Source organism: Streptomyces sp. NBC_01549 (assembly GCF_026339955.1).
GTDB lineage: Bacteria > Actinomycetota > Actinomycetes > Streptomycetales > Streptomycetaceae > Streptomyces.
This window is the reverse complement of the sequence record NZ_JAPEPW010000001.1, coordinates 2822778-2836444: the sequence shown is the minus strand read 5'-3', so window position 1 is coordinate 2836444 and position 13667 is coordinate 2822778. Positions and strand designations below refer to the sequence as shown.

Genomic DNA, 13667 nt, shown 5'->3' with positions numbered 1-13667 from the left:
CCGCCTGGCCGAGCGGCCCCACCGCCTCCCCGGCCTCTCCCCGAACACGACGCAGGACGCCGTCGTCGTCGTTCCCGGCATCATGGGGAGCGAGTTGTACGACACCGAGTCCGGCGACGTCGTCTGGGGCCTCGCGAGCGCCGGATGGCTGCTGAAGGCGTGGACGGCGCCCCGGGGCTTACGCGCCCTGCACCTCACGCCCGACGAACGCGAGGGCCGCCTCGGCCGCATCCGGGCCCGGCGCCTGCTGCGCACCCCCGCCTGGAGTCCCTTCCTGCGCGGCATCGAGCCCTACAACGACCTGGTCGCGACGGTCACCCGGAGCGTGGCCGACCCGGCGGCCGTGCTGCCCTTCGCCTACGACTGGCGGCTGTCCGTCGCCACGAACGCCCGGTTCCTCGCCGAGGCGGCGCGCGAACACCTGGAGCGGTGGCGGCTCCACCCCGCACACGTGCTCGCCCGCAAGCACCGGGTCGACGAACGGGAGGGGCGGCTCGTCTTCGTCGCGCACTCCATGGGCGGACTGCTCACCCTCGCCGCTCTCACCGACGGCCCCGACGGCGACCTCGCGGCGGACACCCGTGGGGTGCTCACCCTCGGTACGCCCTTCCAGGGGGCGGTGGCCGCCGCCGCGATCCTCAACACCGGGCAGGGCACGCCGGTTCCGCTGCCGCACGGCAGGCTGAGGAGACTCGCGTACACCATGCCGGGCCTGCACGACCTGCTCCCGACGTTCCCCTGTCTCGACGAGGGCCTGAACATCCGCAGGCTCAGCCCCCCGGACATCGCCGACCTGGGCGGCGACAAGGATCTGGCCGTCGACTCCCAGACCCTGCACGACACCCTGCGCGGGCGGGCGCTGCCCGGGCACCGGGCGCTGGTGGGCATCAGCCAGCCGACCCTCCAGTCCCTGACCATCCGTCAGGGCGTCGTGACCGCCTCCGAGCACTGCTACCGCGAGCACAGCGACGGCGAGCTGATGCGCGACGAGACCGGCGCCCCGCGCCGCTTCGACGTGGGCGGCGACGGCACCGTACACAAGGAGTCCGCATCCCCGATCCGCGCCACCGTGCCCCTCGCGCTGCAGCACGGCGCGCTGGCCAAGGGGGAGGCCGCGTTGGAGGCGGTGACCTCGTTCCTGGAGGAGGACGAGCACCTCGGGCCCGCGCAGGCCGGGGCACGGGTCGGCCTGGAGATCCCGGACCTCGTCGCCCCCGGCACGCCCTGGACGGTCCGGGTGCGTGGCGTCGACAGCCCCGCGGGAGTGGACCTCGCCGTCGAGGAGGTGGGCGGAGCCTTCGCCGGACCCGCCCGGCTGTACGGCGACGACGACCAGCTCGCGGCCCGTGTCACCGTGCCCGCGCCCGGCCTCTACCGGGTCACCCTGGACACGGGCGATCCGACCCCGCTGACCCAACTCGTCCTCGCGGCCCCGGACGAGCGCGACGACGGCTGAGATTCCTCCGCAACCTGCGCCGACTATGGTGTCGACACGAATCGAACGCGCAAGGGTTCGAACCCGGTCCGGAGCGGGCGGTCCGGAAAGAACGGCAAGGGGCACGCGGTGGCGGACGAGGGGCGGCTGGTCGCCGGGCGTTATCGGCTGATCGAACAGATCGGCCGGGGCGGCATGGGCACGGTGTGGCGTGCCGAGGACGAGGTCCTCAGCCGCGAGGTCGCGGTCAAACGGCTGCACATCCAGCGGCACCTGACCGACGACGAGCTCGCCACCCTCCACGAACGCACCCGCCGCGAGGCGCGCAGCGCCGCCCGGATCGCCCATCCCCATGTGGTCGGCGTGCACGACGTGGTGGACGACGAGGGGCTGCCCTGCATCGTCATGGAGTACGTGCCCTCCACCACCCTCGCCGCACTGCTCACGGACGGCGGCGCGGTGTGGCCCACCGAGGCGGCCCGGATCGGCCTCGGCATGGTCGCCGCGCTGCGGGCCGCGCACGCCGCCGGGGTGCTGCACCGTGACGTCAAGCCGGGCAACGTCCTGCTGGGCGCCGACGGCCGCGTCGTCCTCACCGACTTCGGCATCGCCATGGCGACCGGCACTTCGACGCTGACCAAGACCGGCGAGATCATCGGCTCGATCGACTACATCGCGCCCGAGCGGATGCGGGGCAAGAAGCCCGGGCCCGCCGCGGACCTGTGGGCGCTCGGGGCGACCCTCTACCAGTCCGTCGAGGGGCGGCCCCCGTTCCGCAAGGCCACGGCCGTGGAGACGGCGTACGCCATCGCCGTCGACCCGGTCGACCCCATGAAGCAGGCCGGGCCGCTGGAACCCCTCATCGAGGCGCTGCTCGCGAAGGAGCCGGAGGAGCGGCCGTCGGCGGAGGAGGTGGAGCGGGTCCTGAGGGACGTGGTGTCGGGGGCACCGACGCAGCTGACGCCCACGCGCCCCGTACCGGCGCCGATACCGGCATCGATACCAGGACCAGTACCGACACCAGCACAGTCTTCGCTGACCGCGACGACGGTGGCACCGGCGCGGGATGCGGCACCGCCCCGGGCCCGTGGGCGGCGGCGCGTGGCCGTCTGGGGCGCGCTGGCCGTGGTGGTGGCCGCCGCGACGGTGGCGGGCGGGTGGTTCATGACCCGGGGCGACAAGAGCGGCGGCACGCACCACAAAGCCGCCACTTCCGCTTCCGCCTCCGTGCCCCCGGCCGTCCCCGCGGGCTACCACCTGGTCACGGAGAAGGAACTGGGCGTCTCCTTCCCGGTCCCGGACGGCTGGAAGCGCGGCGAGGCGAGCTCCGAACAGGTCACCTACGCCGACGAGACCGGTCTCGCGGGCCTCACGATCGGCATGGTCGAGCCGGCGGGCGCGAACCCCGAGTCGCACTTCACGAACATCGAGGCGAACACCAAGGTCAACTACCCCGACTCGTACCGGAAACTGCGTATGCAGCGCACCACGTTCCAGGAGAAGCCCGCCGCCGTGTGGGAGTTCACCTTCGAGGGCCGGGTCCGGGCGTTCCGCGCCATCGACCTGGGCTTCGGCCGGGAGGGCGGCAGGGAGTACGACATCTACCTCTCGGCCCCGGACGCCCAGTGGGACACCTTCCGCCCGGTCTTCGACACGGTCTCGGCGGGCTTCCGGGTCGGCTGAGTCCGGACGGCGGGGCCAGGACGGCGCAGCGGCAGGTCAGGACCTGCCGTCCGTCAGTTCGCTGGCGTCGAGCGGCAGGCGCAGGCTGACCCGGCGGCGTACGGAGGCGAGTTCGCGGTGCAGGGGTGAGCGCGGTACGGCCAGCACCGGGCAGGCGGCGTGCGCGAGGCAGTAGCGCGCGACGGACGGGAACAGCACCCGGCGCATCCGCCCGCGCCGCCCCCCGCCGATCACCAGGAGGTCGCCGATCCGGTCGGCGGTCCGCACCAGGGCGCGCCCCGGCCGGTCCCACACGATCACCACCCGGCACGGCACCCCGGGTCCGCCGTCGCCGAAGGCCGTACCGAGCGCGGTGAGCAGCCGGTCGTCCGCCATCTGCCGGAACTCGGCCATCGGCGGCGCGAGCATCGAACTCGGGTGGGCGAGCGCGCCGCGCGGCGGTTCCCACGCACCCACGGCCAGCAGCACGGCGCCGGTGCGGCGCGCCTCGAACGCGCCCCGGTGCAGCGCCGCCAGACTCCCCGGCGAACCGCTCACCCCCACGACGACCCGCCGCCGCTCTCCCTCGCCCATCGCTCGCTCACCCCTCGGCGTACGTCGACACGGGTATCCGCGTTCCATCGAACGCGGGGGGAGGGCGGCGGGCCAGGGGGTTGGCGTCGACCTGACGCGGTCCCGACCGTTCATGACACTTCGGCACACTCCTCTGTCCTTGGCGGCTTTCGCGCAGTCGCTCGAGAACGAAGCCCGCCCCGGTCGTGGGGGATCTCCGGAGATCCCCCACGACCGGGGCGGGAACGGCAGGGGCGGCTCGGATCAGCCGGCGCAGAGGGTCAGGTTGATCGTGTCGCCGATGGACACCGTCTTCGGGCTGTGCGGGTCGACCGAGTGGACCGAGCCCGGCTTGCCGTTCTTGCCGCAGTCCACCTTGCTGACCGTGCCGAGCTTGAGCTGGGACTTCATCAGCAACTGCTTGGCGAAGTCCAGGTCGAGGCCCGCGAAATCGCGCTTGATTTTGCTGCCGTTGACCAGAACGGTGGTGGCGTCGTCGTCGTCGGTCACGGTGGTCGCGGCGGCGGGCCTCGGGGCGTTGGAACCGTGGGAGACGGCGGTGGCGAGGGCGGTGCCGCCGCCGGCCACGATCAGGGCGGCGGCGAGACCCGCGATGGCCGTGACGCGCTTGCGGCGGGTCTTGCGCAGGATGCCGACGGTGTCGACGGACGGCGCGTCGGCGGAGTTCGCGAAGTCGTTCATGGCGTTCACCAGTTCCTCTTCGAAGGGTGTGTAACCGGTGCGGCCGGAAGGCCGTGCATCGTGTGAGGTCATCGGTTTCCTTCCGCGGGCCGCTGCGGAGAAGGGGCGGAGAGCGTGGGGAACTGGCTTCTCAGCTTCTCGATCCCACGAGCGAGCTGGGACCGCACGGTACTCGCCGAGATCTTCAGATCGGCCGCGATCTCCGCGTCCGACAGATCGTGGAAGTACCGCAGGACCACGACCGTGCGCATCCGCATCGGCAGCTGCTGAAGAGCGCGAACGAGCTGGTCCCTGCTGTCTATCTGCCCGTACTCGTCCCCCGGAGCGGCCCGGTCGCCGCCGCTGTCGGGGTGCGGGGTCGTGCGACGGAATCTTCGCCAACGGTCGTTCGCCAGGTTCACCATGATCCGCCGCACATAGGCGTCGGGGGCGTCCTTGGCGGCGATCGTGCGCCACTTGCGGCAGGCCCGTTCCAGGGTTTCCTGGAGCAGGTCCTCCGCGGCTTCGCGGTTTCCCGTCAAGACGAGGGCGCCACGGAACAGGGCGGCCGACCGGGCGGCGACGAAAGCGGGAAAGTCCATGTCCAGCGACTCGCTCCCGCCGCGCTCGGCGCCCAGCTTCCACTCGGTTGCCAGATCCACACGCTCCTCCCTTCCTGTCACCCCTCCTCGACGGGGAAGCCCCCTCATCTGCTGCACGACGGGGATGAGAGCTGGGTCACAGGGAGGGGGGCGGGCTTGACGGTGGAGGCCGTCCTTCGTCAAAGGGCGACCAGGATCCGGCCAAGCGGGCGTATCCTCGCCGGCCGCGTCCTCTTCCTTGTCGCGGCGCCCGTCCTGCCCGCTCTGCTCGCGTGCACCGTCGGCTGGTTGGCCGCGTGGCTCACCGTCCGCGAGTACCCCAGCGAGGTCGGCGCGCGGCGGGTGGTGGAGGCTGGTCGGGCGGGTGCGGTCACATGGGTGGCAGGTCGAGGACGCGGGTGATCGTGCGGAGGACGCCGTTGTCGTTGTTGGACGGGGCGATGTGGCGGGCCCGGTCGATGATGGCGGGGTGGGCGTTGGCCATGGCGAACGACCACTCGGCGGTGTCGAGCATCTCGAGGTCGTTGAGGTAGTCGCCGAACACCATCGTCTGGGCGGGTGTGATGCCCAGGTCGTGCTGGAGACGGCGTACGGCCGTGCCCTTGTCGGCGGTGACGTTCATGATGTCGACCCAGTGTTCGCCGGAGACGACGACCTGGTGGGTCGAGGTGAAGGGGTGCAGGGCCGGGGCGGTGGTCCGCTCCACCGGTCCGAAGTCGAAGAGCGCGACCTTGAGGATCTCGTCGTCGTCGACGGCGGTCGCGTCGGGGACGGGCTGGAGCCGGGTGTAGTACTTCCGGACCTCGGCCAGAAACGCCTCGTCGGTCCGTTCGACGTACGCGGACCGCTTGCCGCAGACCACCGCGCCGACGTCCACGCCCTCGGCCCGCAGTCCCCGTGTCGTGGTGACGATCCGCGCGGCGACGGACGGGTCCAGCGGGTCGGAGCTGAGCTCCACGCCGTCCCGTACGACGTATGTGCCGTTCTCGGCGATGAACACCATGCCCTGCCCCGCGTCGGCGAACTCCTTGGCCAGGGTCGCGTACTGGCGGCCGCTCGCGGGGCAGAAGAGCACGTCCCGGTGGCGCAGCTCGGTCAGGAGCGACCACAGACCGTCGGGTATGCGCTTGGCGTCGTCGAGGAGTGTGCCGTCCATGTCGGTGACGATGAGCCTGATGTCGGCGACGGCTTCCTCCGAGGGCCGGGGCGCGGAGACGGTCAGGGGGGTGGTCGCGGCGGTGGCGGTCGCGGGGTGAGGAAGGGGCATGTTCTTTCCTGTGGCGGGGGTTGCGGGGGCGACGGGCAGTGGTGCGGCGTCGCCCAGCGCCCCGGCCTCGACCGGCGGCGGCAGTGGGACCGGCGTGTTCACGGCTTGCGGAACGGCGTCGTGCAGGGCAGGGCGGCGCCGGCCGTCGCTTGGCGGATGTCCATTTCCGCCACCCTACCTGGGGCATGAGTGAGGGCTTTTGCCCTGCCGAAAAGGGGTATTTCAGGATTGTTTGTGCTCGCTTCGGGCTCGCCCGGGGTTCGGTTTCTGAAGCGGGAACGGTCCGTGGAGCGGAGCTGACCAGTTCCTCACAAGTCACCCCCAGGCTGACGATCATGGCTTTCTTCACCCGTCGCCCGGCCTCTCCCCGACGGCGTCCGCGTACGCCGTCGATCGCCGCCGGGGCCCTGGTCCTGTCCGTCGCACTCGCCGGATGCGGGGGCACCGGCGCCGAACGGCTCGCCGACGCTCCTGATACGACTGATACGACGCAGGCCAGGCCCGGGCAGCCCGCACCGGACCCCACGGAGTCCGCCACGCCGGTCGCGCCGGCGCGGCTGGCGGGCGTCGGCCCCGCGACGCTGGCCGGGATACCCAAGAACGCGCGGCAGGTCGTCCTGGTCACCGGCCGGGGCAAGGACTCCCCGGTGTCACAGGTGGTGCTGTACCGGCGTACGAGCGCGGGCTGGGAGCCGGGAGCGACCTGGCCGGCCCACAACGCCCTCAAGGGCTGGACGGACGACCATCACGCCGGTGATCTCCACTCGCCCATCGGCGTGTTCACCCTCACGGACGCGGGCGGGCTCAGGCCCGACCCCGGTACCAAGCTGCCGTACGACCGCTCGCGCGGGTTCACCATCGCCGGCACGGGCTTCGAGGGGGAGCCGCTGGCCGGCTCCTTCGACTACGTCGTCGCGATCAACTACAACCACCAGCCCGGCACTTCACCCCTGGACTGGACCCGCCCGCTCGGCGCGGGCAAGGGCGGCGGCATCTGGCTGCACGTCGACCACGGAGGCCCCACGCACGGCTGCGTGAGCCTGCCCCAGGAGCACATGAAGGAACTGCTGCGCGCGCTGGACCCCGCCCAGCACCCGGTGATCGTCATGGGCGACGCCAAGTCCCTCGCCCGCTGACGCCTCCGCGGCCCCGGGGCGCTTGTCAGCGCGGGGGTGTCGCCGGACTTCCGGCGGTGGGCAGGGCCGGAAGCGTGGACAGGCCGCCGCCGAGGAGCCCCGTGACCACTCCGACCACCGGCGACAGCAGGCCGGTCACCGTGCCGAGCGTCCCTGTCAGGGCCTTGACCAGCCCGTCGACCGTCGACTGGAGTTGGGCCAGGAGATCCGAGACCGGATCGACGACCGAGACCGAGACCGAGACCGCGACCGCGACCGGGACCGGGACCGGGACCGTGACCCCGGCCTCGGTCCGCTCCTTCCGTCGCCGTTCGAGGGACGCGTTCGCCGTCTCCAGGGCCCGCGCGTACCCGGCCGCCTCGGCCGCGTCGAGACGGCCGCCCCGTGCGGCGACGGCGGACAGCACGTCCAGCAGGGGGCGGAGTACGGCGTCCCGCTCGGAGGAGGCCTCCTGGCGTACGTCCACGGCCGCCGCGGCCGTGCCGACCGGACCGCGGACCGGCGCGGCGCCGGCCGGGGGAGGCAGGAGGAGTGGGCGAGAGCTGGATATGAGGGCGGGCATGCGCGGTCCTTTCGACGGGTGCTTCTTCCTGGGCCCACCGTGAGATCCACCCACCTCCACCGCAACCCGCCCCACGCCCCCGCCGCGCGCCTCGATCCCTCCCCGGCACAACGCTGAACAGCGCCTTTCTCCCGATGCGCGGCCACCGCCCCGGCCCGCCGCCGTTCGGCTGTCAGGGGAGTCCGTGAGGAGTCCGTACTCCTGAGTCCGTACTCCTGACCCGTACCCCTGGCGTCACCAGCCGGTCAGCAGGAGGTGGTTGAGGAGCAGGGCCAGGGTGGCCTGGGCGGTGAGCCAGGCGCGGGGGCGGGGCAGGAACGCGCAGGCCGGCAGGAGCCACATCGCGAACGGCAGCCAGATCCGTTCCGTCTCCGCCTTGCTCATCCCCGAGAGGTCGGCGGCCAGGAGGGCGAGCAGGGCGGCGAGGGCGAGGAGGGCGAGGCGGGACTCGGGGGAGAGGGAGCGGGGGCGGCGGAGGGCGCGGGGCTTTATGTGCACGGCCGTCGCGGCCGTCCGGCGCAGGCCCGCCACCGTCGCCGGGCCGACGATCAGCGCCGTACAGGCGAGGTTCGCCCAGATCCAGTAGCCGTACGGCCGTACGCCGCCGACCCCTTCGTAGTAGCGCGTGACCAACAGGCCGTACGCCTCCCACCAGTTGAAGCCGAGCAGCGTGAACAGAAGGGGGAAGACGGCCAGCCCGGCGAGGACGTACGGGAGGGGGCGGAGTCGGCGGGAGCCGAGCGGCAGGACGGCGGCGACGATCACGGCGAACAGCGTCAGGCCGTAGGAGAGGTACGCGGTGAGGCCGAGGAGGAGCCCGGCGGCGAGGCCCGTCGCCCGGGGCCGGGGTCCGGTCACCGCGAGGGCGAGGAAGGCGACGGCCCAGGCGGCGACCGCGGCGAAGTAGCCGTCCGCTGAGGCGCCCACCCACACGGCGGCCGGGGCGAGGGCCAGGAAGGGGGCGGCGCGGCGCGCCAGTTCCTCCGCGGCGAGCGCCCGTACGGCGAGCAGGACCGCGGCCGGTGCCGCCGCCCCGACCACGATGCACCACACGCCCGCCCAGCCGCCGCCCCCCAGCCCGACCCGGTCGAGGAGCACGAAGGTGACGGTGGCCCCGGGCGGGTGGCCGGCGATGTGCGCGGGCCAGGGCGCCGGGGAGTGGCTCACGATGTGGTGGGTGAAGTCCCGCAGGGCGGCGGGGATGTCGTGGAAGCGGTCGATGACCTGGAGGTACTCGTTCGTGGCCGTCAGCCGCCCGGCGATCCCCCGCTGCCACCCGTCGACCAGCGCGAGGGAGAACGTCCAGGCGGTGGCGGTTCCCCAGGACGTCCACAGCAGCGTCCGCCACGGCAGACGCGAGGCGAGGGGCGGCCCGTACGCGACGACGGCGACGGCCACGGCGAGCGCGGCCGGGGTGCCGGGGCCGAGGTGCGGCTCCCACTGGGCGAACAGGGGAGGCCACCGGACGAAGAGCGTGTGGTGGCGGCGTTCGATCGACGTGCCGACCAGTGCGGCCGCCGTGACGAGCAGGGCGGCCGCCAGGACGGCGGACAGGTCGAGAAGCGGAGCGTGGCGCCGGTCGTGGAGAGGGTCGTGGATCCGGTCGTGGGGAGGGTCGGGGAGATCGCGGGGACCGTCGTGGGGAAGGCCCGGGGGAGAGCCCGGGGGAAGATCGTGGTTCACATCGGCACGCTAGGCCGCGGACCGGTCTCCGGAGCCGACGCAGGGGCGGACGTCAGAGTTTCGTCATGGTTCGCGGACCCGTTCGGGGGGTGTTCCGGTCCTACGGTCGGGGCATGCCATGGTCCCCCTCCTCCCCCGCGTTCTGGCGCAGCCCCCTGCGCGGCCCCTGGTTCACCTCGGTGCTCGGCGTCGTCCTGCTCGGCGGGATCACCGTGTTGTTCGTGACGGGTCTCGTGTCGTACGCCGCCTACAACCCGAACCTGTCGCCGGTCAACGACATGACCCCGGACAAGGGTCTGCTCGGCTTCTACCTCTTCTCCTGGCCCACCACCCCATCGTGGTTGTACCGCCTCACGCAGGGCGTCCACGTCACGCTCGGGATCGCGCTGATCCCCGTGCTGCTGGCGAAGCTGTGGTCGGTCGTGCCGAAGCTGTTCACACTGCCGCCCGCCCGGTCGCTCACGCACGCGCTGGAGCGGATCTCGCTGCTCCTACTGGTCGGGGGCGCCCTGTTCGAGTTCACGACAGGTGTGCTGAACGTCCAGCTCGACTACCTCTTCCCGGGCTCCTTCTATCCGCTGCACTTCTACGGGGCCTGGGTGTTCTTCGCCGCGTTCGTGGCGCACGCCGTGCTGCGAGTACCGGCGGCGATCCGCAATCTGCGCCACCTCCGGGACGAAAACACCACGGAGGAAGGGGAGTTGGTCTCGCCGGACCCCACCCCGCCCACCGTCTCGCGGCGCGGCGCACTCGGGTTCGTGGGCGGCGGATCGCTGGTGCTGCTCGCCACCACGGCGGGCCGCAGCTTCGACGCGCCGCTGCGGGAGACGGCCGTCCTCGCGCCCCACGGCGGCTCCGAACCGGGCTCCGGCCCCGGCGGCTTCCAGATCAACAAGACGGCCGCGGCGGTCGGCATCGACATGCGGGAGACGAGCGAGGAGGCATGGCGGCTGGTCGTCGAAGGGCGCGGGCGCACGGTCCGGCTGAGCCGGGACGAGTTGCTGAAACTCCCGCTCCGCAGCGCCGCGTTGCCCATCGCCTGCGTGGAGGGCTGGTCGACCTCCGACCAGTGGTGGCGGGGCGTACCGCTGCGGGACCTGGCGCGGCTCGTCGGATACGAGGAGGGCGCGGCGCCTGACGTACTGGTGGAGTCGTTGCAGCGGCACGGGGCGTTCCGGCACGCGGCCCTGCGCTACAACCAGGTGCGCGACCCGCGCTCGCTGCTGGCCCTGTTCGTCAACGGCGAGGATCTGACCCCCGACCACGGTTACCCCGCGCGGATCATCGTCCCCGCGGCGCCCGGCGTGCTCAACACCAAGTGGGTGGCCCGGATGACGTTCGGAGACCTGTGATGCGACGACCTGTGATGCGACGACCTGTGACGCGACGACCCGTGACGCGACGACCTGTGACGCGTCGGCCGTTCGGGAAGCCCGTTCTGGGCAGTCCGTTCCAGATCCTGCTGCTGGCCTGTTCGTTCGCGCTCGCCGGGTACGCCGGGGTGCGGCTGCTCGCCGGGGACCGGTTCGGGGTGGTGCTGTGGTTCGTGGGCGCGGCGGTCCTCCACGACCTGGTGCTCGTCCCGCTGTACGCGGGGGCGGACCGGGCCGCGGCGAGGGCGCTGGGCGCGGTCGGCCACCGGGAGTGGACGGTGTACGTCCGTGTCCCGGCGGCGTTCTCGGCGCTTCTGCTGCTGATGTGGTTTCCGCTGATCAGTGGGCAGATGGCGGAGCACTACCGGTTGGCCACCGGGCTTTCGGGCGACGGCTTCCTGGCCCGCTGGCTGCTGATCACGGCGGTGCTGTTCGGGGGCTCGACGGCGCTGCTCGTCCTGCGGCTTTCCCGGTCGTCGCGGTCGTCCCGAACGTCGCCGTCGTCCCGAACATCGCCGCCGCCGCCGTCGCCGTCGTCACGGTCGTCGCTGTTGCGCAGGGCGACGAACGAGCGGCCCCCAGCCGACCACTGACCCTCCCGGCACCAGCCCGCGTGTGCCGCGTGCCGGAGCAGCGCCGGGGTGCCGAGGCGGGCCCACGGGAAGACCGGCCCGGCCGTGCCCCGGGGGTCGGTGACCCGGACGATATCGACGCTGACCCGCTCGTCGACGTCCACGTCCGCGAGGGTCTCGACGATCAACAGCCCGGCGGGAGCGAGGAGTTGGGACACCCGGCGGAGCAGGGCGGCCGGATCGCCGCCGATGCCGACATTGCCGTCCAGGAGGAGGGCGGTGTCCCAGCGGCCCTCACCGGGGAGCGGCTCGAAGACGGAGCGCCGCAGGGCCTGGCCGCCGAGTCGGGCGGTGTGCTCGACGGCGGCCTCGCTGACGTCGATGCCCAGCGCGGGCCGGCCCCGGGCGGCGAGTTCGGCGACGAGCCGCCCGGGCCCGCAGCCCACGTCGAGCACGGTCCCCTCGCAGCGCGCGAGCACGGTCAGGTCCACCGCGTCGGCCCGTGCGCACCAGCGCTCCACCTCCAGGGGCAGCAGCCAGCCGTCGGTGCGCCGGAGGAAGAGCGGGCCCCGGCCGGTGACCAGGGCGTCCGCGTAGGGGTCGGTGGACCAGGGGCGCGGACCGGGCACCCCTGGCGGGGTCGTCGTGTCGTGCGCGGTGCTCATCGTCCGGTGGCCGTCCGCAGACGTCCGAGCTCGGCGGCGAAGCGGCTGCCGGGCGGCGCGACGGCGGCGACCGCCTCCGCGTCGGCGGCCGTGTCGACGTCCCGGAGGCGGGGCAGATCCCGCACGCGCAGCCCGGCGGCGACGAGCCGCTCCCGCTGCACCGCGCCCGTCGTGGGCGTCGACATGGGCACGCCCCGCAGCAGCTCCGGATCGGGGGCGGCGAGCCCGAGGGCCCAGAAACCGCCGTCCTCGGCCGGCCCGAAGTACGCGTCGCAGCCGTCGAATTCCACGGTGAGCAGCGCGGGTGTCACCTGCGGTGTGTCCATGCCGATGAGCAGGGCGGGTCCGGCGCAGCCCGCGAAGGCGGCGGCCAGCCGTTCGTCGAGGCCGCCCGCGCACTGCGGTACGACGTCGAAGCCGGGCGGCAGCCAGTCGCCCGCCGCTCCGTCGAGCACCAGCACCCGGCGCCGTGCCGGGGTCGCCGCCACCGCGCGCAGGGTGTCCGCGAGGGACGCCTCGGCGAGCAGCGCCGCCTCCCGGGGTGTGAACGGCGGGGTGAGACGGGTCTTGACCCGTCCGGGGCGCGGTTCCTTGGCGATGACGAGGAGCGTCGTCACTGGGTGGTTCCTCCCTGGGAACGGGAATCCGTGGAGATGCGGGAAGCGGTGAGGGCGACGTGGGCGTGGTGCGAGGGCACGGGCGGTTCGGCGAGGACGCGGCGCATGTCCCGTACCGCCTGCCAGGTGCCGCGCCAGGTGCCGGTGACCTTGGAGGCTCCGGTGCGCGGCAGATACGGCACGTCGTGCTCGGTGACGCGCCAGCCGGCGTCGGCGGCGCGCACGACCATCTGGAGCGGGTAGCCGCTGCGGCGGTCGGTGAGGCCGAGGGCGAGCAGCGGTTCGCGGCGGGCGGCACGCAGGGGGCCGAGGTCGTGCAGGCGCAGGCCGGTGCGGCGGTGGAGCATCCGGGCGAGGGCGAGGTTGCCCGCCCGGGCGTGCGCGGGCCAGGCGCCCCGGCCCTGCGGGCGGCGCCGCCCGAGCACGAGGTCGGCCTCGCCGCCTCGCACCTCGTCGACGAAGGGCAGCAGTCGGGCCGGGTCCAGCGAGGCGTCGCAGTCGCAGAAGCACACGATGTCCGCGGTGGCGGCCCGCAGGCCGGCGTGGCAGGCGGCGCCGAACCCGCGGCGCGTCTCGCGCACGACGGTGGCGCCGAGGCCGCGGGCCAGTTCCGCCGAGCCGTCCGTGGAGCCGTTGTCCACGACGAGCGCGCGCCAGCCGGCGGGGATGCGGGCGAGGACCCAGGGGAGGGCCTCGGCCTCGTTCAGACAGGGGAGGATCACGTCGACCGGACAGGGCAGGACCACGTCGACGGGCGCCGGGTCCGGGGCGGCGGCCGCGGCCGTGTTCCGGGCCGGGTCCGGGGCCTTGTGCGGTGCTGGGTCCGGGGCCTTGTCCGG

General features: G+C 73.3%; 13 protein-coding genes. 4 read left to right on the top strand and 9 right to left on the bottom strand.

The genetic code is table 11. The annotated features are described in order from the left end of the window. The first annotated feature begins 82 nt into the window (after window positions 1-82). Both OG819_RS12380 and OG819_RS12375 read left to right on the top strand, forming a co-directional pair. Window positions 83-1456: a hypothetical protein gene (locus tag OG819_RS12380; protein ID WP_266652679.1), complete on the top strand. Its 1374-nt coding sequence runs from the start codon at window positions 83-85 to the stop codon at window positions 1454-1456. Window positions 1457-1564: 108 nt separating this feature from the next. After that, a complete protein-coding gene (locus OG819_RS12375; protein ID WP_266649396.1) occupies window positions 1565-3118 on the top strand; it encodes a serine/threonine-protein kinase in 1554 nt (517 codons plus the stop codon). Window positions 3119-3154: 36 nt separating this feature from the next. Here OG819_RS12375 and OG819_RS12370 read toward each other — a convergent pair whose 3' ends face one another. The 4 genes from OG819_RS12370 to OG819_RS12355 form a co-directional block, all read right to left on the bottom strand. After that, on the bottom strand, window positions 3155-3691 hold the full coding sequence (locus tag OG819_RS12370) for a universal stress protein (RefSeq protein ID WP_266626695.1): 537 nt from the start codon (window positions 3689-3691) through the stop codon (window positions 3155-3157). Between the two features lie 243 nt (window positions 3692-3934). Beyond that, window positions 3935-4444: a hypothetical protein gene (locus OG819_RS12365; RefSeq protein WP_266649395.1), complete on the bottom strand. Its 510-nt coding sequence runs from the start codon at window positions 4442-4444 to the stop codon at window positions 3935-3937. Then, on the bottom strand, window positions 4441-4953 hold the full coding sequence (locus OG819_RS12360) for a SigE family RNA polymerase sigma factor (RefSeq protein ID WP_323139384.1): 513 nt from the start codon (window positions 4951-4953) through the stop codon (window positions 4441-4443). Before OG819_RS12360 ends, OG819_RS12365 begins: the two co-directional genes overlap by 4 nt. A gap of 370 nt (window positions 4954-5323) precedes the next feature. Next, entirely contained in the window at window positions 5324-6220 is an 897-nt protein-coding gene (locus OG819_RS12355) for a Cof-type HAD-IIB family hydrolase (protein WP_266649391.1), read from the bottom strand. 335 nt (window positions 6221-6555) lie between these two features. Between OG819_RS12355 and OG819_RS12350 the strand changes: the two genes are divergently transcribed. Beyond that, the gene (locus tag OG819_RS12350) at window positions 6556-7356 is read left to right on the top strand and encodes a L,D-transpeptidase family protein (RefSeq protein ID WP_266626708.1); all 801 of its coding nucleotides are present in this window, start codon (window positions 6556-6558) and stop codon (window positions 7354-7356) included. A gap of 25 nt (window positions 7357-7381) precedes the next feature. Here the strand turns inward: OG819_RS12350 and OG819_RS12345 are convergent, their stop codons facing one another. Together OG819_RS12345 and OG819_RS12340 are read right to left on the bottom strand one after the other, a co-directional pair. After that, window positions 7382-7918: a hypothetical protein gene (locus OG819_RS12345; RefSeq protein ID WP_266649390.1), complete on the bottom strand. Its 537-nt coding sequence runs from the start codon at window positions 7916-7918 to the stop codon at window positions 7382-7384. Between the two features lie 234 nt (window positions 7919-8152). Then, the gene (locus OG819_RS12340) at window positions 8153-9472 is read right to left on the bottom strand and encodes a hypothetical protein (protein ID WP_266634519.1); all 1320 of its coding nucleotides are present in this window, start codon (window positions 9470-9472) and stop codon (window positions 8153-8155) included. A gap of 242 nt (window positions 9473-9714) precedes the next feature. On the opposite strand from OG819_RS12340, the gene OG819_RS12335 reads away from it, so the two are divergent. Further along, window positions 9715-10953, top strand: a complete 1239-nt coding sequence (locus OG819_RS12335) for a molybdopterin-dependent oxidoreductase (protein WP_266649389.1) — start codon at window positions 9715-9717, stop codon at window positions 10951-10953. A gap of 382 nt (window positions 10954-11335) precedes the next feature. Here the strand turns inward: OG819_RS12335 and OG819_RS12330 are convergent, their stop codons facing one another. From OG819_RS12330 to OG819_RS12320, 3 genes are read right to left on the bottom strand one after another with little or no spacing between them, the layout of a single operon-like run. Continuing rightward, window positions 11336-12211, bottom strand: a complete 876-nt coding sequence (locus OG819_RS12330; protein WP_266649388.1) for a methyltransferase domain-containing protein — start codon at window positions 12209-12211, stop codon at window positions 11336-11338. Then, entirely contained in the window at window positions 12208-12828 is a 621-nt protein-coding gene (locus OG819_RS12325; RefSeq protein WP_266584106.1) for a DUF2064 domain-containing protein, read from the bottom strand. The genes OG819_RS12330 and OG819_RS12325 overlap by 4 nt, the downstream gene beginning before the upstream one ends. After that, a complete protein-coding gene (locus tag OG819_RS12320; RefSeq protein ID WP_266652677.1) occupies window positions 12825-13574 on the bottom strand; it encodes a glycosyltransferase family 2 protein in 750 nt (249 codons plus the stop codon). Before OG819_RS12320 ends, OG819_RS12325 begins: the two co-directional genes overlap by 4 nt. Window positions 13575-13667 lie beyond the last annotated feature (93 nt).

Bases quoted from the DNA above. Each gene is read 5' to 3' on its own strand.
- OG819_RS12380 (WP_266652679.1), top strand. From the start codon at position 83: ATGGGGAGCGAGTTGTACGACACCGAGTCCGGCGACGTCGTCTGGGGC.
- OG819_RS12370 (WP_266626695.1), bottom strand. From the start codon at position 3,691: ATGGGCGAGGGAGAGCGGCGGCGGGTCGTCGTGGGGGTGAGCGGTTCG.
- OG819_RS12365 (WP_266649395.1), bottom strand. From the start codon at position 4,444: ATGACCTCACACGATGCACGGCCTTCCGGCCGCACCGGTTACACACCC.
- OG819_RS12360 (WP_323139384.1), bottom strand. From the start codon at position 4,953: ATGGACTTTCCCGCTTTCGTCGCCGCCCGGTCGGCCGCCCTGTTCCGT.
- OG819_RS12355 (WP_266649391.1), bottom strand. From the start codon at position 6,220: ATGCCCCTTCCTCACCCCGCGACCGCCACCGCCGCGACCACCCCCCTG.
- OG819_RS12350 (WP_266626708.1), top strand. From the start codon at position 6,556: ATGGCTTTCTTCACCCGTCGCCCGGCCTCTCCCCGACGGCGTCCGCGT.
- OG819_RS12345 (WP_266649390.1), bottom strand. From the start codon at position 7,918: ATGCCCGCCCTCATATCCAGCTCTCGCCCACTCCTCCTGCCTCCCCCG.
- OG819_RS12335 (WP_266649389.1), top strand. From the start codon at position 9,715: ATGCCATGGTCCCCCTCCTCCCCCGCGTTCTGGCGCAGCCCCCTGCGC.
- OG819_RS12330 (WP_266649388.1), bottom strand. From the start codon at position 12,211: ATGAGCACCGCGCACGACACGACGACCCCGCCAGGGGTGCCCGGTCCG.